18 protein-coding genes are annotated in these 19,967 nt (G+C 67.6%); 9 read left to right on the top strand and 9 right to left on the bottom strand.

Annotated elements, in window-relative coordinates:
• Window positions 1–62: 62 nt before the first annotated feature.
• Window positions 63–1,952 (top strand): arginine decarboxylase, encoded by a 1,890-nt coding sequence (speA, locus tag N8888_RS17535; RefSeq protein WP_053520373.1) that lies wholly within the window; start codon window positions 63–65, stop codon window positions 1,950–1,952.
• A 43-nt stretch (window positions 1,953–1,995) separates the two neighbouring features.
• Window positions 1,996–2,316 carry a DUF6122 family protein gene (locus tag N8888_RS17530; RefSeq protein WP_263176257.1) on the top strand — a complete coding sequence of 107 codons (321 nt, stop codon included), beginning with the start codon at window positions 1,996–1,998 and terminating at the stop codon, window positions 2,314–2,316.
• A gap of 27 nt (window positions 2,317–2,343) precedes the next feature.
• On the opposite strand, the gene N8888_RS17525 is transcribed toward N8888_RS17530, so the two are convergent.
• Genes N8888_RS17525 through N8888_RS17515 form a run of 3 tightly spaced genes read right to left on the bottom strand, consistent with a single transcriptional unit; the run spans window position 2,344 to window position 4,633 of the window.
• Complete coding sequence (locus N8888_RS17525) at window positions 2,344–3,687, bottom strand: sensor histidine kinase (protein WP_263176255.1); 1,344 nt, start codon at window positions 3,685–3,687, stop codon at window positions 2,344–2,346.
• On the bottom strand, window positions 3,684–4,343 hold the full coding sequence (locus N8888_RS17520; RefSeq protein WP_053520370.1) for a response regulator transcription factor: 660 nt from the start codon (window positions 4,341–4,343) through the stop codon (window positions 3,684–3,686). Before N8888_RS17520 ends, N8888_RS17525 begins: the two co-directional genes overlap by 4 nt.
• Window positions 4,343–4,633 (bottom strand): PepSY domain-containing protein, encoded by a 291-nt coding sequence (locus N8888_RS17515; protein WP_053520369.1) that lies wholly within the window; start codon window positions 4,631–4,633, stop codon window positions 4,343–4,345. Before N8888_RS17515 ends, N8888_RS17520 begins: the two co-directional genes overlap by 1 nt.
• 147 nt (window positions 4,634–4,780) lie before the next feature.
• On the opposite strand from N8888_RS17515, the gene N8888_RS17510 reads away from it, so the two are divergent.
• Window positions 4,781–5,215 carry a PepSY domain-containing protein gene (locus tag N8888_RS17510; protein ID WP_262218987.1) on the top strand — a complete coding sequence of 145 codons (435 nt, stop codon included), beginning with the start codon at window positions 4,781–4,783 and terminating at the stop codon, window positions 5,213–5,215.
• A gap of 76 nt (window positions 5,216–5,291) precedes the next feature.
• Here N8888_RS17510 and N8888_RS17505 read toward each other — a convergent pair whose 3' ends face one another.
• From N8888_RS17505 to N8888_RS17495, 3 genes are all read right to left on the bottom strand, one after another.
• Complete coding sequence (locus tag N8888_RS17505) at window positions 5,292–5,774, bottom strand: hypothetical protein (RefSeq protein ID WP_053520406.1); 483 nt, start codon at window positions 5,772–5,774, stop codon at window positions 5,292–5,294.
• 125 nt (window positions 5,775–5,899) lie between these two features.
• Window positions 5,900–7,108 (bottom strand): NAD(P)/FAD-dependent oxidoreductase, encoded by a 1,209-nt coding sequence (locus N8888_RS17500; RefSeq protein ID WP_263176250.1) that lies wholly within the window; start codon window positions 7,106–7,108, stop codon window positions 5,900–5,902.
• 9 nt (window positions 7,109–7,117) lie between these two features.
• The gene (locus N8888_RS17495) at window positions 7,118–7,612 is read right to left on the bottom strand and encodes a lipocalin family protein (protein ID WP_053520408.1); all 495 of its coding nucleotides are present in this window, start codon (window positions 7,610–7,612) and stop codon (window positions 7,118–7,120) included.
• Window positions 7,613–7,794: 182 nt separating this feature from the next.
• Here N8888_RS17495 and N8888_RS17490 point away from each other — a divergent pair, with 182 nt between their 5' ends.
• Window positions 7,795–8,043 (top strand): hypothetical protein, encoded by a 249-nt coding sequence (locus tag N8888_RS17490; protein ID WP_053520409.1) that lies wholly within the window; start codon window positions 7,795–7,797, stop codon window positions 8,041–8,043.
• Between the two features lie 113 nt (window positions 8,044–8,156).
• The gene (locus N8888_RS17485) at window positions 8,157–10,577 is read left to right on the top strand and encodes a DUF3772 domain-containing protein (protein WP_263176248.1); all 2,421 of its coding nucleotides are present in this window, start codon (window positions 8,157–8,159) and stop codon (window positions 10,575–10,577) included.
• A gap of 521 nt (window positions 10,578–11,098) precedes the next feature.
• On the opposite strand, the gene N8888_RS17480 is transcribed toward N8888_RS17485, so the two are convergent.
• Window positions 11,099–13,204, bottom strand: a complete 2,106-nt coding sequence (locus N8888_RS17480; RefSeq protein WP_263176246.1) for a phosphoglycerol transferase I — start codon at window positions 13,202–13,204, stop codon at window positions 11,099–11,101.
• Between the two features lie 283 nt (window positions 13,205–13,487).
• Window positions 13,488–15,131 carry an ABC1 kinase family protein gene (locus tag N8888_RS17475; RefSeq protein WP_227255316.1) on the bottom strand — a complete coding sequence of 548 codons (1,644 nt, stop codon included), beginning with the start codon at window positions 15,129–15,131 and terminating at the stop codon, window positions 13,488–13,490.
• Window positions 15,132–15,341: 210 nt separating this feature from the next.
• Here N8888_RS17475 and N8888_RS17470 point away from each other — a divergent pair, with 210 nt between their 5' ends.
• The gene (locus tag N8888_RS17470) at window positions 15,342–16,268 is read left to right on the top strand and encodes a DUF808 domain-containing protein (protein WP_111186575.1); all 927 of its coding nucleotides are present in this window, start codon (window positions 15,342–15,344) and stop codon (window positions 16,266–16,268) included.
• A 52-nt stretch (window positions 16,269–16,320) separates the two neighbouring features.
• On the opposite strand, the gene N8888_RS17465 is transcribed toward N8888_RS17470, so the two are convergent.
• Complete coding sequence (locus N8888_RS17465; RefSeq protein WP_053519859.1) at window positions 16,321–17,859, bottom strand: GGDEF domain-containing protein; 1,539 nt, start codon at window positions 17,857–17,859, stop codon at window positions 16,321–16,323.
• A gap of 105 nt (window positions 17,860–17,964) precedes the next feature.
• Between N8888_RS17465 and N8888_RS17460 the strand changes: the two genes are divergently transcribed.
• From N8888_RS17460 to N8888_RS17450, 3 genes are all read left to right on the top strand, one after another.
• Window positions 17,965–18,600, top strand: a complete 636-nt coding sequence (locus tag N8888_RS17460; protein WP_053519858.1) for a Rossmann-fold NAD(P)-binding domain-containing protein — start codon at window positions 17,965–17,967, stop codon at window positions 18,598–18,600.
• Window positions 18,600–19,307 carry a helix-turn-helix transcriptional regulator gene (locus tag N8888_RS17455; RefSeq protein WP_065174363.1) on the top strand — a complete coding sequence of 236 codons (708 nt, stop codon included), beginning with the start codon at window positions 18,600–18,602 and terminating at the stop codon, window positions 19,305–19,307. The genes N8888_RS17460 and N8888_RS17455 overlap by 1 nt, the downstream gene beginning before the upstream one ends.
• A gap of 122 nt (window positions 19,308–19,429) precedes the next feature.
• Window positions 19,430–19,816 carry a VOC family protein gene (locus N8888_RS17450; protein ID WP_263176239.1) on the top strand — a complete coding sequence of 129 codons (387 nt, stop codon included), beginning with the start codon at window positions 19,430–19,432 and terminating at the stop codon, window positions 19,814–19,816.
• Window positions 19,817–19,967: the final 151 nt, after the last annotated feature.

Here is a 19,967-nt window from a genome sequence, read left to right as displayed (position 1 = left end):
GAACCTGTGGGCATATAGGCGTTATCATGCCCCCCCTTTTATTGCCAACAAGGCCGACTGAAATGACCGATTGGTCCCTCGACCAAGCCCGCAAGACCTACTCGATCCCGCATTGGGCGGATGGTTACTTCGACGTGGATCAGGCCGGGCACATGGTGGTGAGACCGACCGGGGCGGACGGCCCGGTGGTGTCGCTGCCCAAGGTGGTGGACGCCGCCCGCGAGGCGGGCGCCAAGCTGCCACTGCTGGTGCGCTTCCCGGACATCCTCGGCCAGCGCCTGGGCAAGCTGCAGGCGGCATTCGCCCAGGCCCAGCAGGACTGGGATTACGCGGGTGGTTACACCGCGGTGTACCCGATCAAGGTCAACCAGCACCGCGGCGTGGCCGGTACCCTGGCCAGCCACCACGGCGAGGGCTTCGGCCTGGAAGCGGGCAGCAAGCCGGAGCTGATGGCGGTGCTGGCACTGTCGCGCCCGGGCGGCCTGATCGTCTGCAACGGCTACAAGGACCGTGAGTACATCCGCCTGGCCCTGATCGGTCGCAAGCTGGGCCTGCAGACCTTCATCGTCATCGAGAAGCCGTCCGAGCTGAAGCTGGTGCTGGAAGAGTCCAAGGCGCTGGACGTGAAGCCCGGCCTGGGTGTGCGCATGCGGCTGGCGTCGCTGGGCGCCGGCAAGTGGCAGAACAGCGGGGGCGACAAGGCCAAGTTCGGCCTGTCCCCGCGCCAGCTGCTGGACCTGTGGAAGTCGCTGCGCGATACCGAGTACGCCGATTGCCTGAGCCTGCTGCACTTCCATATGGGTTCGCAGATCTCCAACGTGCGCGACATCGCCAACGGCATGCGCGAAGCCACCCGCTACTTCGTTGAACTGTCGCAGCTGGGCGCGAAGATCACCCACGTGGACGTGGGCGGCGGCCTGGGCGTGGATTACGAAGGCACCCGTTCGCGCAGCTTCTGCTCGATCAACTACGGCTTGAATTCGTATGCCAGCAACATCGTGCAGCCGCTGGCCAACGCCTGCGAAGAGCACGGCCTGCCCCCCCCGCGCATCGTTACCGAGTGCGGCCGTGCGATGACCGCGCACCATGCAGTGCTGATCGCGAATGTGTCCGAAGTGGAACAGGCGCAGGAAGGCCGCGTGCCGGACCAGCACGATGACGAGCCGGCTTCGATCCGTCATCTGCGCGAGATCCACGAGGAACTGGACGTGCGCCCGGCGGTGGAACTGTTCCAGGAGGCGCAGCACTTCCATGCCGAAGGCCTGTCCAGCTACGCGCTGGGCCAGATCGACCTGCCGCAGCGTGCGCGCATCGACGACCTGTTCTACGCCATCGCCCACGGCGTGCGTGCGCGCCTGAGCTATGACGAGAAGAGCCACCGTCCGGCGCTGGATGAACTGAACGAGCGCCTGGTCGACAAGTACTTCGTCAACTTCAGCGTGTTCGAATCGATTCCCGACGCGTGGGCCATCGACCAGGTGTTCCCGATCGTGCCGATCGAGCGGCTGGACGAAGTTCCGGACCGTCGCGGCATCATTGCCGACATGACCTGCGACTCGGACGGCATGGTCAAGACCTATGTCGAGAACGAGAGCCTGGACAGTTCGCTGCCGCTGCACGCGATCAAGCACGGCGAGAGCTACCGCATCGGCTTCTTCATGGTCGGTGCCTACCAGGAGATCCTGGGCGACATCCACAATCTGTTCGGTGACACCGACGCGGTGGAAGTGGTGGCCGATGCGGACGGCTACGCGATCACCCAGCAGCGTCGTGGCGACACCACCGACGTGATGCTGGACTACGTGGGCTACCGGCTGGACGACCTGCGCGCGGCCTATGCCCAGCGCGTGGCTGCCGCCGGGCTGTCGCCGGAGCGTGCGCAGGAACTGTCGCAGGCGCTGGAGGCGGGCCTGACCGGCTACACCTACCTGTCCGACGAGCCGCTGGTCTGATGCCTGCGGCAACGCCGGGCATGGCCCGGCGCTATCGGTCCTGATGAGCGCCCGCGCGATCTTCCACCTGTTCCTGCATGCCGCCGTGCCGGCCCTGCTGGCATGGCTGTTCTGGCACAAGCGCTTTGCGTCGGCGTGGTTGCTGATGCTGCTGGGCTGGATCATCGACCTCGACCATCTGCTGGCCGATCCGATCTACGCGCCGAACCGCTGCAGCATCGGCTTCCACCCGTTGCACACCGCGCCGGCGATCGCGGTGTATGCCGGGCTGTGCGTGCCGAAGAAGACCCGCCTGGTGGGCATCGGCCTGGTGATCCACATCGTGCTCGACGCCATCGACTGCTGGTGGATGCATCAGCGCTGAGGCGGGTCGTGCAGCGCCGGGGCGGCTCTACCGGGGAGACGGGGCGTCCGTCGGGGCCAGCGGCAGTTCCAGCCGCGCGCGCAGCCCCGGGTTCTCGTTGGAAAGGCGCAGTGAGCCGCCGTGGCTGGCCGCGATCTCCGCTGCGATCGCAAGGCCCAGGCCGCTGCCTTCCACCCGTTCGTCCAGGCGTACGCCACGTTGCAGGACACTCTCCAGCTTGGCTTCGTCCAGCCCCGGGCCGTCGTCGCGCACTTCGATATGCAGCCGGTCCTGTTTGGCCAGGGCCCGCAGGCGTACTTCGCTGGCGGCCCATTTGCCGGCGTTGTCCAGTAGGTTGCCCAGCATCTCCTCCAGGTCGGTGGCTGCGCCGGCGAAGGTCAGCCCGTGTGCGACGTCCATCTGGAAGCGGATGCGGCGGCCGGCATGCACGCGGGTCATCAACCGGCACAGTGCCTCCACTGCGGGCGCCACATCGCTGCGCTGGTGGTGGTCCACGGCCAGGCCGGCGGCCAGGTAGCGGTCGATGCTCGCACGCATGCGCGCGCCCTGTTCGTGCACCGTGCGCCGCCAGCCGCGTCCTTCACCCTCCGCCTCGGCCGCCAGCACGCTCAGCGGCGTTTTCAGGGCATGCGCCAGGTCCTCGGCGCTGCTGCGCGCACGCGCGACCATGCGCTGGTGGTGATCGAGCAGGGCATCGAGCTCGTCGGCCAGCGGCGCGATCTCCAGATCCAGCCGGCTGCGGTCGATGCGCTCGGCATCGCCACGGCGGATGCGTTCCAGCTGCTGGCCCAGGCCGCGCAGTGGGCGCAGGCCGAAATGCACCTGGCTGGCCAGCACCGCCAGCCATGCCGCGACCAGCAGGCCCAGCGCCAGCGCGCTGCGCTGACGGAAGGCGGCGGTGTCCGCGTCCAGCGCGCTGCGATCATGGGCAACCAGCGCAATGTAGGGCTGCGATGCACGTGGCAGGCGCACCTGCTGCACACGGGCACGCAGCGATTGCTGCATCGGCCCGCTCAGATTGCGCTCGGTCGGGCCGGTGGCCGTGACCGGCAGCGTCTGGTCCCACAGCGAGCGCGACTGCAGCAGCACCTTGCCGTTGCGGTCGGTGATCTGCCAGTAGGCGCCGGAGAACACACGCTGGAAGCGCGCGTCGTTGGGTTCCTGGCGCAGCCGAAGCTGTCCGTCGGGATCGATCTCCGCCTGCGCGAGCAGAGTCAGCATGTCCTGCTGCAACTCGCCGTCAAGACGGTCGCGCGCGCTGCGCTTGAACAGCTCGCCCAGCAGCACGCTGGCCAGCACCGACACCAGCACCAGGCCGATGCCCCCCACCAGCAGCAGCCGCCGCCGCAATGAAGGCTGGCGCGCGCTCATGCCTCGGCCAGCCGCCAACCCTGGCCACGCACGGTATGGATCAGTTCCACGCCCAGCTTGCGCCGCACCCGGCCAAGCAGCACGTCCAGCGCGTTCGAGTCCGGATCGTAACCGCCTTCGAAGACCTGTTCGCCGAGGCGGTCGCGGCTGATCACGCGGCCGGCGTGATGGATGAAGTAACTCAGTACGCGGAACTCCTGGGGACTCAGCGGCAACGGTTGCCCGTCCAGTTCAAAGCGACCGGCGTTGACGTCAAGCTGCAGGGGGCCGCACTGCAGGCGCGGGCTGGCGTGGCCCCGGCTGCGGCGGATCAGGGCACGCAGGCGCAGCACCAGTTCATCGGCCTGGAACGGTTTGGTCAGGTAGTCATCGGCGCCTGCATCGAAGCCGGCCAGCTTGTCGTGCCAGCGGCTGCGTGCGGTCAGCACCAGCACCGGAAAATCGCGGCCATGGGCACGCCAGCGCTCGATCACGCTCAGTCCATCCAGGCCGGGCAGGCCAAGATCGACGACCGCGGCATGCAGGTCCTCGATCTGGCCGATCTCTTCCGCACGACGGCCATCGGTGGCCACATCGACCACGTAGCCGGCCTGCTCCAGCAGGGGCTGCAGGCGTTTGGCCAGCTCGGTGTCATCCTCGGCAAGCAGGATCCGCATCAGTCGTCCAGTTCCATCTTCAACAACGTCCCGTTGCGCGCATCATAGTCCAGCTCCACCACTGCGCCGTCGTCACGCAGGATCTCCACCTCGTACACCGCGTCGTCCAACTCCACCTCCAGCAGTTGGCCGGGCTGGCGCCTGAGCGCGTCGCGCACCACCTGTTCCAGGGGCACGTAACGGCCCTGCTGCACGGCGCGGCGCGCGACCTGCTGCGCCGGGTCCGGCGCAGGGCCGGCAGCGGAGCCCGGAGTGGCCAGGGCCAGCAGCAGGGGCAGGGAGACCAGCATCGGTGACGGATCCTCGGGCGATGGCGACAGGCGCGAGCATGGCACCGCCGACTAACAGCCGACTAACGATGGCCGCTAAGGGGCTGTTAGCCGACCGCGGCATCGTGGTGCTGCCGGAATGGTCCGGCCACGAACAGGAGAACTCCCATGCTGAAGTCGCTCACCCTCGCCACCGTCGCCGTGCTGGCCATCGCTCCGGCCGCGCACGCTGCACCGCTGGGCATGGCCCAGGCCGAGCAGGCCCTGCGCAAGGCCGGCTACACCCAGATCCACGAGATCGAACGCGATGACGGCCTGTGGGAAGCCGACGTCAGCCGCGCCGATGGCCGCTTCAGCGAGGTCTACGTGGACCCGAAGACCGGCGAGATCTTCGATGAGCACAACGGCCGCGCGCTGCTGCCGACCGAGCAGGTGCTGGCCAAGGCACAGTCGCAGGGCCTGCGCGAGATCCACTCGCTGGAGCGCGATGGCGCCACCTGGTCGCTGGAAGCGCGCAATGCCCGCAACCACAAGGTCGAGGTGCGCCTGAGCGGCTATGACGGCCGCATCCTGCACAGCGAACGCGACGGCTGGCTGGATTGAGCGCCTCGGGCAGCGCCGGGCCATGCCCGGCGGCCTGATGCATGCGCTGCGCTCGCCGGGCATGGCCCGGCGCTGCTTACCAGCCGTAGGGCGGCGGGTAGTCCCAGTAGCCGGGGCCGCGACCGTAGTAGCCGCCATACGGGCCGAAGAAGCCCGGGCCCTCGCCTTCGCTGACGTGGATGTTGAGGTTCACCCCGCGGGTCTTGCCCTCGTCGGTGGTGTAGTTCTTGCTCAGATTCAGCGTGGCGGCGTTGTAGTGGCTGTTGCCACCCCGCTTGGAGTACCCGATGCCGGTGGTGAAACTGCCGGAGACCTTCACCTTGTCGTCCTGCACGTCGGCGATGCCGGCATCGTCGTGCACGCGCGGGCCACTCTTGTCACCGTAGTAGGTGCCCGGCGGGTCCTGCTGCAACGTCGGATCGTTGAGGTAACGCATCGGCGCCTGCGGCAATGTCAGATCCAGCCCGGATGCCTGCGGTGCGGTGGCGCCGGCAGCGGACTGGGCGAGCACGGTCCCGGGCAGGGCCAGGCACAACAGCAGGGTCAGGGGGCGGATCATCTTGGCGCTCCAGCGGACAGGGACCACGCCACACGCGGCGTTACAGGCCGACGCTAGCAGGGCGTGCTTGAATGATGCCTGTCGGCGCCGGATTGGGGTAGAGCCGGGCCATGCCCGGCTGCAGGTCACAGCCGCCCGAACCCGAACAGCTCCGCCAGCGGATGCTTGCGCCGCTCGATGCGGGCCCGCAGCAGCTGTGCGCCGATCATGGAATAGGTGATGCCATTGCCGCCGTAGGCCATTGCCAGGTGCACGCGCGGCCCCCACTGTTCATGCGGGCCGAAGAACGGCAATCCGTCGGCGGTCTCGGCGAAGGTACCGGCCCATGAGAATGCCGGCACCGGGTCGAGCTTGGGGAACCAGTGCAGCAGCTGCTTCATGAGCTTGTCCGCCTTGCCTTCCACCCGCCGGTCGCGCCGTGCCGGAATATCGATGGCATCGTCCAGCCCGCCCACCAGCAGGCGACGGTCGCCGGTGGCCCGCAGGTACAGATAGGGGCGCGCGCTTTCCCACACCATCGTGCGCTGCAGGGGGCCCAGCACCGCGGCATCGACAGGGTCGGTAATGAAGGCATAGCTGCTGCGGTTGCGTGCGACGCGCTGCGAGAGCCAGCGCTGGTTGGCGTATCCCATCGCCAGCACCACGTGGCCTGCGCGGATCGTCGCGCCTGATTCGGTCTTGGCGGTAACGCCCCGTGTGCCTGGCGTCAGCGTGTGCAGCACGGTGCGATCGTGAATGTGGCCGCCGCGCTGGCGCACCCGCTTCAGCAATCCATAGGTGAGGCAGTAAGGGTCGACCCGCGCTGCCTGCCGGGTCAGCAATGCGCCGCCGGCGTCCACATCGAAGCGCTCCGCCAGCGCCTCCGGGTCCAGCCAGCGGGCGTCCAGGCCGGCGCTGCGGCGTGCCTGGCCCTCGGCCATGAGGCGGGGCACGTCGCGGTGGCGACTGGCCAGGTACAGGCTGTCCATGCGCCGGAAGTCCACGTCCTTCAGGCCACGCGCCACTTCGCCCAGTGCCGGGATCGCCTCGGCACAGGCCCGGTAGGCCAGCGTGGCCGCGTCGTGGCCATAGCGCTGGGCCAGTTCCAGCAGATGGGTGTCGATCTCGTACTGCAACAGCGCGGTGCTGGCGGCGGTGCTGCCCCAACCGATGTCGCGCTGCTCGATCAGGGCGACCTCGTGACCGTGACGTGACAGCTCATCGGCGATCAGTGCGCCGGTGATGCCGCCGCCGACCACCAGCACATCGCAGCGCAGGTCGCCCTCCAGCGGGGGAAATGCCTGGATCAGGCCATTGCGTACGGCCCACCAGGGATAGCCACTTTTCAGGTCCATGGTGATGGGTCAGGCGGTGGGATGGCCGGTGTGCGGCGTGTGGATCAGTTCGGACAGATCGAAGCCCTGCAGCCGCGCCGTGGCCAGATAATGGTCCCGCACGGTGGCGTCCAGCTTCGGCTCGCGTGCCAGCAGCCACAGGTAGCGGCGATCGGGGCTGCCAACCAGCGACACGCTGTAGTCCGGAGCGATCTGGATGACCCAGTAGTCGCCCTTGGCGAAGGGCAGCCAGCGCAGGCCCTTGGGCAGGAAGCTCACTTCCAGGCGCGCGCTGTCGTTGTCGACGGGGCAGGCTTCGCCGCTGGCCTCCTCGACCTGGCCGTCCATGCGGCAGCGGTTGTGGACGCTGACGTTGCCGTTGTCGAGCAGGCTGTAGTGCGCCGAGACATCGGTGCAGCCTTCCGGCTCGTGGCGCATGGGCAGGCGCGCGATCTCATACCAGGTGCCCAGGTAGCGGGGCAGCTTGAGGTCGGCGACGGTCTTCAGTGGCAGCTGTTCGGTCATCGGCAGGCGCAGCGGGAACGGGCCTCCACGATGCCGACGGCCTCGCCACGAGCGGGTGAAGCCGGAGCGATGGCGGTGTCCAGAACATTGCGTCGCCGCGGCGTCATTCCCGCTGTCATCGGCGCGGCGGTATCCTGCCGCCAGCGCCGGGTGTTCCGATCCAACCTGAAGTGGAGGTGCCGATGTACCAGGTGATCCTGTTGAAGAGTGAAACCGCGTTCGCGCGCGAGCAATGGCCGCAGGTCGACGATCTGGTGGACTATGAGGGCGTCAGCTACAGCCTGCGCGCCGGTCCGCGCCAGCCGCTGCCGACCGACCACGACTGGCCTCCGGTGGCGGTGTACGCCCCGGACGAAATCACCGAAGAAGAGTTCCAGGACTGGTATGCGCTGCAGCAGCCGACGGTGGAGGAGCTGCGGTTGAAGTACTGAACCGCGGGGGCGGGTGCCGCGGGCGGTGCCGCCCCGGGCATCCGACCTTGACCGGTCGTGCCGTATAGTCGCGCGCAGGCGCGGTGGTCCGCGCGAACCGGTGTGCATCTGGCGTGTCTTCCTTCCTGCAATCGATCCGCACGCGCGGGCCCTGGCTGGGCCTGCTGCTGGGCGCCGCCCTTCTGCTGTCCGCGCCGGTGTTCGCCCAGGATGAGGCGCCTACGCCGAAGCAGCAGCTGGCACAGATTGACAGCACGCTGAAGGAGATCGCGCGCAAGCGCGACGACGCCGAAGCCACCGAAACACTCGGCACGCTTTCAGAGGACGCCTCGAAGGCCAAGCGGGATGCAGAGGCGCTGGAAAAGTCCCTGCAGCCACAGCTGGACCAGCTCAAAGAGCAGCTGGCTCAGCTGGGTGAAGCGCCGCAGGGCACCACCGAGCCCCCCGACCTGGCCGCGCAGCGGCGTACGCTCAGCCGCGAGAGCGATGCCCTGGCCGCCTCGGTGGCCCAAGCCAAAGCCATCGCGGTGCGTGCCCAGCAGTTGAGTGCGGACATCGACAAGCAACGTTCCGCGCAGATCAGCGAGGAACTGGGCCGCAAGGTCGATTCACCGCTGTCGCCGTCGCTCTGGCGGCAGGTGGCCGATCAGCTTCCCGATGACATCGCCCGCGTGCGCCCGTTGGCGCAACAGGGGCGTGACACCCTGGCCAAGGCCATCGACACCCACGGCTGGGGCACCCTGCTGCTCGGCCTGGCCGCAGCACTGGTGATGATGTTCCCGCTGCGCCTGTGGCTGCGCGCGCTGGGGCGCCGGTTTGCCGCCTCGGAACGCGCGCCGGACGGCCGCCTGCGCCGTTCCGGCCTGGCCATGTGGCTGCTGCTGGTGGGCACCCTGCTGCCGGGCTATGCGGTGGTGGTGCTGGTGGCTTCGCTGAATGCCATTGGCGGCATCGCCCCGCGCCTGCAGAACGTGGCCGATGGCCTGGTGGCGGCGACCTTCGCTGCGGCCTTCATCGCCGCGCTCAGCGCGTGCCTGCTGATGCCCAGGCGCCCCTCCTGGCGGCTGCTGAACCTGGATGACACCGCCGCGCTGAAGCTGCGCAAGTACGCCTGGGGTGCCGCTGCGCTGGCCTGGCTGAGCAACGTGCTGGTGGCCATTGACCGTGCCACCCGCACCAGCGACGTGACCACGGTGGCACTGGATGGCGTGATTGCGCTGACCTACCTCGGCCTGATCATGGCCATGCTGGTGACCCTGGCACGCCTGCACCGGCGGCAGACGGCTGAAGCCGAAGCGAAGCTGGAAGCGCAGGCCGATGGTCTCGGCGCACAGCAGCCGGTGCGCCGCAGCAGTTGGTTGGTACTGGCGCGCGTGGCTGGCAACATCGCGGTGGTGGCGGCGATCATCGCCACGCTGCTGGGCTATGTGAACTTCGCCAAGTTCGTGAACCAGCAGTTGATCGGCGGCAGCATCGTGGTGCTGGCAGCCACACTGCTGTTCAAGTTCGTCGATGATTTCTGCACCTGGCTGTTGAACGCCGACAGCAAGGTTGGCCAGACCATCCTGCTCAGCACCGGCCTGAGCGTCTCCAGGCTGGAGCAGGCCGGCGTGCTGCTGTCGGCGGTGCTGCGCACCTTCGTGGTCCTGATTGCGCTGCTGGCACTGGCCGCGCCCTTCGGCAATGTCGGCTCGATCGTGGAGCGCTTCGCGTCGCTGGCCAATGGCATTCCCATCGCCAAGGACCTGACGCTGGAGCCGGGCCGCATCGTACTGGCCATCGGCGTGCTGCTGGCCGGGCTGGGGGTGATGCAGGTGGTGCAGCGCTGGCTGGCCGACACCTACCTGCCCAAGACCGAACTGGATCTGGGCGCGCGCAATTCAATCAGCACCGTCGCCCGCTATCTTGGCATCATCATCGCGGTGCTGTGGGCCCTGACGGTGATGGGACTGAACCTGCAGAAGCTGGCGCTGCTGGTCAGTGCGTTGTCGGTGGGTATTGGTTTCGGCCTGCAGGCGATCACCCAGAATTTTGTTTCCGGCCTGATCCTGTTGGCCGAGCGACCGGTGAAGATCGGTGACTGGGTGAAGCTGGGTGACCAGGAAGGCGACATCCGCCGCATCAATGTGCGCTCGACCGAGATCCAGGTGGGCGACAAGTCCACGTTGATCGTGCCCAACTCGGAGCTGATCACCAAGACCATCCGCAACATGACGATGGGCAACAACCAGGGCCGCATCCAGATCCAGTTCGCGGTACCGACCAGCACCGACGTCGCCGGCCTGCGGCAGGCCATGCTGGATGCCTATGGCGCGCACACCAGCGTGCTGCAGACGCCCGCGCCGACGGTGTACATCGACGGCATTGCCGGCGGCCAGATCACCATCAACAGCTTCGCCTACGTGGCCAGCCCACGGCAGGTGTACGGCACCCGCAGCGATCTGTATTTCAGTCTGTTGCAGATCCTGGCGGAGCGGAACATTCCGCTGTCCACGCCAACGGACATCCACATCACCCGCGACCCCCAGGAGTAGGGGATTCCCGGCAGGGCTGCGCCCTGCACCTGCCGAGGCCGGAGCAACAGCAACAGCAACACCAAGCATTCCATGGGATGGCGGGGTGGGTCCGGTTGCGGGGGCCGCTGCAAGTACGTCCATGTAAGCTCGGTCGCCGCATCCATGCGGCTCACGCCCCCGCAACCGGCCCCCCCCGCCTTCGACAGATTTCCGCGATCTGCTGGAATTGCTTTTGGGGTCAGATCCGTTTTCTTCCGCAGAAAACGGATCTGACCCCCAGATTGCTTTCGATATCTGACAGAAGTGTCGACCAAGGTCGGCACCTGCCTACGGCTGCCGGAAACCGTCAGAGGTGGGGCGGTGTGGGTTGGCAGGACCGTTGGCGCCATGGATGGCGCCATCGAGCCCCCATGGATGGGTTTACGGCGTGTCCTGACAACCTACACCGCCCCGCCATCCCACGGAATGCGCGCTCTTGCTGTTGCTGTTGCCTTTGCTCCAGCTCGTAGCGGGTGCAGGGCGCAGCCCTGCGGAAAACCCTATCCCCGCGGTCGGCTGCGCGAAGGCACCAGCGCGAAGGTATCCACGGCCAGCTTCTCGGCGTGATTCAACCAGGCGCGGATCTCCAGATCGTCCACTTCATGATCCAGTCCGAAGGACACATTGATCTTGCCGTCGGCATCAGGCTGGACCCACTGCTGGGCCAGCACCACCTTGCGCTGCGATGACACGGCCTCGATCCAGAAACCGCGATCCGGGCGCGTGCTTGCCACCAGCTGCAGCATGTACTGGCCGGCGCGGGTGCGGCGGCCCTTCTGGGTGATCATGTGGGCCTGGCGCACGCTCGGGCGCGGTCCCTGGAACGCATCCAGCGGCGCGTCCACCGCGATGCCACCACGCAGGTCGTCGTCGCGGTACAGCTTGATGCCGTTGTCGCGGTTCACCAGCAAGGCGCACCAGTCGCCGTCGGCCGACCCATCCTCGAATGCGGTGCAGCGATCCACATAGGCCAGGGTGTTGTCCGGATCGGCATCGTCGAACTGGCGGGACGTGTTCTCCAGATACACCGACTTCAGGCCCCAGTCCTTGTCGTACTCCAGCAGGACCGGCGGCTGCACGTGCTGCATGCCCACCACCACCTGGTCGTCGTTGTCGATCCGCAGTTCGCGGGTCGGCTCGCCCAGCCACAGCGACCGGGCGAATGCCAGGTACTGCGGGTAATCGCGGCCGCCATCGCGACGCGCCGCGACGCTGGCACTGGGGGCACGCGTTTCGTCCAGCAGCGAGCGGCCGAAGCCCATCGTGCGCAGGCCCGGATCGAGCAGGCCCAGCAGGGTGGCGCCGGAGTCCAGCGTCGAGCCGTTCTCCGCCGCCAGCTGGCGCGGCGCCACGCCATCACCGAGGAACAGCAGCAGGTTCTCGCGCTTCTGCCTGGCCAGCACGTGACTGAGATCGTTGGGCATCGCCAGATGGTCCGAGGCGATCACGATCAGCGTGTCCTTGCCGTACGGACTGGCCTGGATGCGCTGGACCAGCTGCGAGATCAGGCGGTCGGTGCATTTGAGCGCGTTGAGCAGGCCGATGTTGCCGTACTGGCTCTGGTAGCGTTCGTCCTTGCACGACACCGGCAGGTGGCCTGCGGGATGGTGCGTATCCATGGTCAGCGTGGTCAGCATGAACGGTGCGCCGGCGCGCGAGAGCTGCTCGAAGCGCTGGTAGGCGGTGTCCAGCAGCACGTCATCGTGTACGCCCCAAGCAGAGTAGTGAATGCGCCCGATCTTCTTCTGCTGCTTGAACCACGCCAGATCATGTACTTCGTCGAAGCCGTGGCTGGCCAGGAACTGGCCCTTGCCGGCGAACTGGCCGTTGGCGCCGCCCAGATAATGGTTGGTGTAGCCCTGCTGCTTCAGGTAGTCGCCCAGGCACACGGCCTTGGGCAGGAAGCTGCCCATCCGGTCCATGCTGTTCTCATCGCCCTGCGAGGTGGTCAGCGGCACGCCGCACATCGATGCCACCAGCCCGGCGATGGTCCAGCCACTGCCTTCGGCCGATGCCAGGCCGCGCACATCCAACGACCTGGCGGCCAGACGATTGAGATTGGGCATCAACCCGGGAAACACGTTCTCATCCAGATAAGTGCGTTCAAGACTTTCGCCGTAGATCCAGACGATGTTGCGCGGCCGCTGCAACGGCTGGGTAGGCACCTGGTATTCCGGCGCGATGCGCGCGAAATCAACCGGTCGCAGCTGCTGGTAAAGACGCTGGCCGTCGCGCGCCAGCGGACTGACCATGAGCGTGACCACCCATGCGACGGCGAAGCCGGCGAACCAGGCCGCACCCCGTCCGGGCCGATGCCAGCGGCGGACCCGCGTGGCGAACAGCGGTAGCAGCGAAACCAGGGCCAGCACGATGAAGCCGGCGATGTAGCCCTTGAAGTCGGCGACGCCGGCACCCTCCATGTCCGCACCCAGGTGGTACAGCGTGGCGGCGTTGAGTCCGTCACCGGAGAGCTTGTCGATCAGCCACCACGTGCTAAGCGCCAGCAACAGCAGTGAGAACGAACCGGCCTTCCACCACATCCATTTGTCGGAAGCGAGGAACAGCCAGACCAGCAGCAACAACGACAGCAGAAGGATCCAGAGCATAGGCGGCTTCGGCAGTGAACGGGGTGGTGCGATGGACGTCGTACCGACGCGTGTCCATCCGACCGGCGCTGCCGCTAGCATGTGTGCATGACAGGCCGATGACCCGATAGTGCATGCACGAACCTGACTGAAATGTTTGTTGATCGACCGCGTGCGGTAACAGCGCGATCAAGTAAAACGAGCGTGAAAATGCGCGTTGGATTGCATTAAGAACCGCATGAATGCGGCACTTCGGAGATGGACGTATGGCGCAGGTGCACATATCGCGCACCACGCACTCCGCTCATCGATGGCCGCGTTCCTCGCGTGCCCGCGCGCGCCGATCGAACAACAGCGCGCTGGTGACGATGCCCAGCCCCAACGCCACGCCGATCAGCATCAGCACCAGCGCGATCGCCGGGTAACCGAACACATGCCAGCCGGTATCGAGCTTCATCATCAGCGATGCGGCGAGAATCAGCGCTGCGCTGATGATGCCCGCCGCCACGCGGTTGGCGATCTTCTGCAGGTTCTCCATCAGCCGTGATTCCTCCAGCCCGGTCACCTTCATCTGCAGGCGGTTCTCGGCCAGCAGGGCCATGATGTCCGACAGCTTGCGCGGCCCATCGCGCAGCAGCTGCTGCAGCTCCATTGCCTCGCTGGCGAGGTTGGCGGCCGACAGCGACTTCTTCAGGCGCGCGCGCATCACATGCTGCAGCTGGCGTTCGACGATGCGGCGCGTGTCCAGTTCGGGCGCGAGCAGGCGGCAGACCGTCTCCAGGTTCAGCAGCGCCTTGCCCAGCAGGCTCAGTTCCGGCGGCGTACGCAATCCACAGGCCGTGGCGATGCGCACCATGTCCAGCACCACGCGTCCCTCGGAGAAGTTGCCGCTGGCGGCATAGCGCGCGATCAACTGGCCGGTCTCGCGCAGGTAACGCTCCTCGTCGAAGGCTTCCAGCCGGGTGCTGATGCTGATCAGATCGTCCGCCACTTCTTCGCCGCGGCCATCGACGGCGGCGAACAGGATCTTCAGCAGGCGCTCGCGCAGCCGCGGTGGCATGTGCGCGACCATGCCCAGATCGAAGATGGCGAGGCGACCATCGGGCATCACCCGAAGGTTGCCCGGATGGGGATCGGCGTGGATCTCGCCATGCACGAAGATCTGGTCCAGGTAGCCCCGGATCAGCGCGGCTGCCAGCGGGTCCATCGACTGCTCGGTACGGCGTACGCCGGGTATCGCGTCCACGCGAACGCCGGTGGCCAGCTCCATGGTCAGCACGCGCTGGCTGCTGTAATCCCAGATCGGCTGCGGGACCCACAGGCGCCGGAAGGGCCGCAGATGGCGGCCGAAGCGGGCCAGGTTCTCGGCCTCGGCGTGGTAATCCAGCTCCTGCATCAGGGTCTTGGCGAACTCGTTGAGCCAGTCGCGCAGGCGGACCCGGCGGCCGACCTGGGTCAGGTGATCGGCGGCCAGAGCGAAGCTGCGCAACGCTTCCAGGTCCGAACGCAGCTGCGCGGCGACCTCCGGCTTCTGCACCTTCACCGCGACCTGCCGGCCGTCATGCATCACCGCACGATGGACCTGGGCGATCGAGGCGCAGCCCAGCGGCTCGGGGTCGAAGGCCGCGAACAGCTTGCTCACCGGTGCCCCCAGCTCCTGCTCGACGATGGCATGGATGCGTTCGACCGGAATCTCGGCCACCTTCTCCTGCATGCGCTCCAGTGCCGTGGCGAACTCCACCGGCACCATGTCTGGACGTGTGGACAGCATCTGGCCCAGCTTGACGAACGTCGGCCCCAGCGCTTCCAGGTCACTGACGAACTGCTCGGGATTGCCGTCGGCCGGCACCTCGGCCTGGCTGCCGGCTGCGTCCAGGTTCATGCCGGAGAACACCCCCGAATGACGGTAGCGCATCAGCAGGCGCAGGATCTGGCTGCGTCGGCTCATGCCTTTTACCAGCGGTGGATTGCCAGTGGCGGTGGGCGGATTGTTCAAACGGCACTCCTTGTGGACAACGACCGGTAGTGCCGGGCCATGCCCGGCGGAACGGGATCACCTCGCCAGTCTGGCCGGGGCAGGGTAGGCACGCGGTGAATCCACTTCCTCCCGGGCCGTTGGATCGGTCAGAATCCGTCCATCCTCCCTCCTGGAACCCCCATGGCCGGTGCCAGCCTGTTTGCCCTGCTCGACGATATCGCGACGCTGCTCGATGACGTCTCGATCCTGACCAAGGTGGCCGCGAAGAAGACGGCCGGTGTGCTTGGCGACGACCTGGCGCTGAACGCGCAGCAGGTAACCGGTGTTTCTGCCAACCGTGAACTGCCTGTGGTCTGGGCGGTGGCCAAAGGCTCGCTGCTCAACAAGGTGATCCTGGTTCCGGCCGCGCTGGCGATCAGCGCCCTGGAAGCCTGGCTGCATGGTCGTGGCTGGAACGTGCCGCTGATCGTGCCCTTGATGATGATCGGTGGCGCATTCCTGTGCTTCGAGGGCGTGGAAAAGCTGGCGCACCGTTTCCTGCATTCGGCGGACGAGGACGCCGAGCACCAGGCCGAGCGGCGCAAGGCACTGGCCGATGCGCAGGTGGACATGGTGGCGTGGGAGAAGGACAAGGTGAAAGGTGCGATCCGTACCGACTTCATCCTCTCTGCCGAGATCATCGTCCTGACACTGGGCGTGGTTGCCGCCGCCTCGTTCTCCCAGCAGGTGCTCACCCTGGTGGTGGTCGCATTGGCGATGACGGTGTTCGTCTACGGACTGGTTGCCGGCATCGTCAAGCTGGACGACGCGGGCCTGTACCTCTCGCGCAAGGGCGGAGCGGTCGCAGCGTTCGGACGCGGCCTGGTCGCATCGGCGCCGTGGTTGATGAAGTTCCTGTCGATCGCCGGCACCGTGGCCATGTTTCTGGTCGGCGGCGGCATTCTGGTGCACAACGTGCCGGCGCTGCACCACGCGGTGCAGGCGCTCGGTGGCCAGGGCCAGTGGGGCTGGCTGATCGGCGCGGTTGCCAACATGGTGGTGGGTATCGTCGCTGGCGCCATCGTGCTGGCGGCGGTGACCGGCATCCAGAAGCTGCGCGGGAAGTAGCCGCGTCGCCGGACGGGCGGCGGTAGCGCCGGGCCATGCCCGGCGGAGCGCTTCAGCCCGCCTGCACGCGGTTCTTGCCCTGCCGCTTGGCCGCGTACAGCGCCTCGTCGGCCCGTCGCAGCAGCGCCTCGCTGTCATCGCCGGGCTGCCATTGCGCCAGTCCGGCACTGAAATGCACCGGCACGCGCCGGTCCTGCACAGTCAGTACCCGATGCGCCAGTGAGCGCTGCAGGCGCTGCACGGTGGCCATGCTGTCCGCACCGGGGGTCTCCGGCAGCACCAGCACGAACTCGTCGCCGCCCAGCCGCGCGATGCCATCGGTGGCGCGCAGCAGCAGCCTGCACACCGCCACCATGTGCTGCAGCAGCGCGTCACCGCCGGCGTGACCATGCGCGTTGTTGGTCTGGTGGAAGTCATCCAGATCGATCACCGCCACGCCCAGCGGCGTGTTGTTGCGTTCGGCGCGCGCCAGCTCGCGCTGCAGCAGTTCGTCCAGGCCCCGGCGGTTCAGTGCCTGGGTCAGCGGATCGATGCGCGCGAGGTCGCCGGCCATGCGCAGTTCCTGTTCCAGCTCGGCGATGCGTTGTTCAGCGCGCTCCACATCCAGCCGTGCGGCGGCCAGGTGGTCGCGTGCCTGCGCGGCCTGCTGCTGCACTTTGCCGGTATCGCGCATCACCTCCTGCAGCAGCTGGTTCAGATCGGCGATGCTGCGCGCCTCGCGCAGCTGCAGTGCGTAGCTGCCGATACGGTCATGGTATTCACCGGTGCTGGTGGCCATGCCATCCATGCGTTCGATGAAATCCCCCATCAGTCCGCGCATCGCCGCCTTGGAGTCGTCGATGCCCTGGCGCAGCAGGCCCTGCCGGTAGATCACCTCGCGCAGCTCGGCACGCGTTCGTTCAACCGCCTCGGCCTGCAGCGGGCCGGACAGCAGTTGCCGCACCGCCGCGATCTGGCCCTGCAGCCAGCTGCGATCGTCCAGCAGTTCGCTCACATTCTCCAGCAGCAGTGCGAACAGCTCCAGCAGCAGCGCCTGCTGTTCCTGCCAGCTGCCGGCACGCACGCCGATCTGATGGCCGAGCTCGCGCACACCCTGCTCGATCGGCTCCAGGGCGCTGCCCGGCTGCCAGTGGCGCAGGCGAAGGGACAGCGCCTGCGCCTGCTCGCGCAGGTCCGGGTCGTGCTGCAGCAGCGCCACTACCGCGCCGCCCAGCAGCAGGCGCAGCTGTTCGGACAGGCGCAGGCTGTCGGGCTGCCCATCCGGTGAATGCTGGTCGATGGTGCGGATGTACTTGTCGATCAGTTGCCGCATCGCCCGCCCGTAGCGTGGCCAGTCGGCGCTGGCCTGCGCGGACTGCAGGCGATCACCCATGTCGCCCAGTTCGCCCGGCAGCGTCGCCATGCCATTGGCGAACGCGGCCAGCAGCGGCTCCGGCGCATCGGCACCGGCAAAGAGCCGTTGCAGGCTTGCGCTGCTGCCGCCCTGCAGGACCACGCGCTCGCCCTCACCCGCGTCGGCCACCGCGCGCACGCGTGCCGGCGGACCGAGGGCGGTGCCGGGGGCGGGGCGCGGGTCGGGGTGGTCCGTCATGGAGCGAATCCTGGGGCTGGCAGGGTCTGGTTCCAGCATATCGGCGCGGCTGCCGATGGCTTGAACGGCTAGGATGGGCGACAGGATGCCGCACGGGAGGTGGTGATGCGCGTGATGTTGCTGGGGGCGACCGGCCTGGTCGGCGGGCTGACGCTGCCCGGGTTGCTGGACGACCCGCGCTGCAGCGCCGTGATCGCGCCCACCCGGCGTCCGCTGGCGTTGACCCATGGGAAGCTGGAGAACCCGGTGCTGGCCTTTGACGCGCTGCCGGCCTCGCCTGAGTGGGCGCGCGTGGACGCGGTCATCTGCGCGCTGGGCAGCACCATCGCCCAAGCCGGCAGCCGCGCGGCCTTCCACCGCATCGACCATGACTATCCGCTGGCGTTCGCCCGCCTCGCACAGGCACAGGGCGCGAAGACCTATGTATTGAATTCCGCCGCCGGTGCCAACCCGCAGTCGTCGATCTTCTACAGCCGGGTGAAGGGCGAGCTGGAGCGTGACCTGCGCGCGCTGGGCTTCGCCTCGCTGACCCTGGTGCGGCCTGGACTGATCGGCGGCGAGCGCACCGAGGTCCGTCGTGGCGAGCGTTTCGCACTGGCGGTGCTCGGTGCCTTGGGGCCGGCACTGCCGCGGGCATGGCGGATCAATCCAGCCGCCGAGATCGCCAAGGCACTGACCGGAGCCGCGCTGGCCCCGCAACCGGGTGAGCACGTGGTGACATCAAGCGCACTGGTCGGCTGATGTCGCGTGCGCTGCGCCTGACCCAGCTGCTGCAGCTGCTGCGCCGCCATCGACGGCCGGTGGCCGGACAGGTGCTGGCCGATGCGCTGGGTATCAGCCTGCGTACGCTGTACCGCGACATCGAGACGCTGCGCGGGCAGGGCGCTGACCTGCGCGGCGAGGCCGGCGTCGGCTACCAGCTCGCGCCGAGCGACACGCTGCCGCCGATGACCCTGCCACCGGCCGAGATCGACGCGCTGGTGCTGGGCCTGCGCTGGGTGGCGGCCCGCACCGAGCCGGCGCTGGCCGAGGCTGCCCGTGATGCGTTGGCGCGCATCGCGCATGTGTTGCCCGCCGCCCGCCGCGAGGCACTGCGTGACAGCGGTCTGCGCGTGGGCCCTTCACGAACAGCGGCCAAGGTGCCGGCGGCCCGGCTCCAGGCGGTGCGCGAAGCCGTAAGCGCACAGCAGCGCCTGAAGTTCGGCTACGAAGATGCGCACGGCCAGCGCAGCGAGCGCATCGTCTGGCCCTTCGCGCTGGGCTACTTCGACGAAGTTCCGATGCTGGCGGCGTGGTGCGAGAGCCGCGAAGACTTCCGCCACTTCCGGCTGGACCGCATCCGGCAGGTACGCGCGCTGGAGGATCGCTATCACGTGCCACGCGCGATCCTGCTGCGGCGCTGGCAGAAGGCCCAGGGCATCGCACCGGACTGGTTGGATCGTTCGTAGCATCGGGCTTGCTCGACGGCCTTCGAGCTTGGCGAACAGCGGGCGAACAATCGCGATGCTGCTGACAGAATCTGTCAGCAGGGCGGTACCACCATGAAGGCTCCCAACAACGGAGCGTCCCCATGTTCAGGTCCAGCACCCTGCTGCAGTACGCAAGCGATGTCGCTGCCAGCGCCGCCTTCTACAGCGGCATCCTCGGCACACCCCCCGTCGAGCAGTCGCCCGGCTTTGCCCTGTTCCTGCTCGGCGACGGCGCCGCGCTCGGCCTGTGGCAGCGCGATGACGTGCAGCCGCCGGTGTCCACGCAGGCCGGCGCCGCGGAACTGGCGATGGTGGTCGCCAACCCGGAGGCTGTACAGCAGATGCACGACGCGTGGCGCGCACTCGGCGTGCAGATCGTGCAGGCCCCGGTCACCCTGGAATTCGGGCATACCTTCGTGGGTGTTGATCCGGATGGGCACCGCCTGCGTGTGTACAGCCGCGCCGAGGGCCTGCCCGCGCGCGGTTGAAATGAGGGGAGCCGGTACCTGCCGGTTCCGCTGTTCCCGGATGTGGTTCCGCCCACCTTTCGGTTGACCAGCAAGAAGCTGCCGAGCATGGGCTCGGCTCACCGTAGAGCGCGTACAAAAAACGCCGGGCACTGCCCGGCGTCTTCTGTGT

It is taken from the genome of Stenotrophomonas maltophilia, from assembly GCF_025642255.1.
GTDB lineage: Bacteria > Pseudomonadota > Gammaproteobacteria > Xanthomonadales > Xanthomonadaceae > Stenotrophomonas > Stenotrophomonas maltophilia_P.
This window is presented reverse-complemented; position numbering and strand designations above follow the sequence as displayed.

Bases quoted from the DNA above. Each gene is read 5' to 3' on its own strand.
- speA (WP_053520373.1), top strand. From the start codon at position 63: ATGACCGATTGGTCCCTCGACCAAGCCCGCAAGACCTACTCGATCCCG.
- N8888_RS17530 (WP_263176257.1), top strand. From the start codon at position 1,996: ATGAGCGCCCGCGCGATCTTCCACCTGTTCCTGCATGCCGCCGTGCCG.
- N8888_RS17525 (WP_263176255.1), bottom strand. From the start codon at position 3,687: ATGAGCGCGCGCCAGCCTTCATTGCGGCGGCGGCTGCTGCTGGTGGGG.
- N8888_RS17520 (WP_053520370.1), bottom strand. From the start codon at position 4,343: ATGCGGATCCTGCTTGCCGAGGATGACACCGAGCTGGCCAAACGCCTG.
- N8888_RS17515 (WP_053520369.1), bottom strand. From the start codon at position 4,633: ATGCTGGTCTCCCTGCCCCTGCTGCTGGCCCTGGCCACTCCGGGCTCC.
- N8888_RS17510 (WP_262218987.1), top strand. From the start codon at position 4,781: ATGCTGAAGTCGCTCACCCTCGCCACCGTCGCCGTGCTGGCCATCGCT.
- N8888_RS17505 (WP_053520406.1), bottom strand. From the start codon at position 5,774: ATGATCCGCCCCCTGACCCTGCTGTTGTGCCTGGCCCTGCCCGGGACC.
- N8888_RS17500 (WP_263176250.1), bottom strand. From the start codon at position 7,108: ATGGACCTGAAAAGTGGCTATCCCTGGTGGGCCGTACGCAATGGCCTG.
- N8888_RS17495 (WP_053520408.1), bottom strand. From the start codon at position 7,612: ATGACCGAACAGCTGCCACTGAAGACCGTCGCCGACCTCAAGCTGCCC.
- N8888_RS17490 (WP_053520409.1), top strand. From the start codon at position 7,795: ATGTACCAGGTGATCCTGTTGAAGAGTGAAACCGCGTTCGCGCGCGAG.
- N8888_RS17480 (WP_263176246.1), bottom strand. From the start codon at position 13,204: ATGCTCTGGATCCTTCTGCTGTCGTTGTTGCTGCTGGTCTGGCTGTTC.
- N8888_RS17475 (WP_227255316.1), bottom strand. From the start codon at position 15,131: ATGAGCCGACGCAGCCAGATCCTGCGCCTGCTGATGCGCTACCGTCAT.
- N8888_RS17470 (WP_111186575.1), top strand. From the start codon at position 15,342: ATGGCCGGTGCCAGCCTGTTTGCCCTGCTCGACGATATCGCGACGCTG.
- N8888_RS17465 (WP_053519859.1), bottom strand. From the start codon at position 17,859: ATGACGGACCACCCCGACCCGCGCCCCGCCCCCGGCACCGCCCTCGGT.
- N8888_RS17460 (WP_053519858.1), top strand. From the start codon at position 17,965: ATGCGCGTGATGTTGCTGGGGGCGACCGGCCTGGTCGGCGGGCTGACG.
- N8888_RS17455 (WP_065174363.1), top strand. From the start codon at position 18,600: ATGTCGCGTGCGCTGCGCCTGACCCAGCTGCTGCAGCTGCTGCGCCGC.
- N8888_RS17450 (WP_263176239.1), top strand. From the start codon at position 19,430: ATGTTCAGGTCCAGCACCCTGCTGCAGTACGCAAGCGATGTCGCTGCC.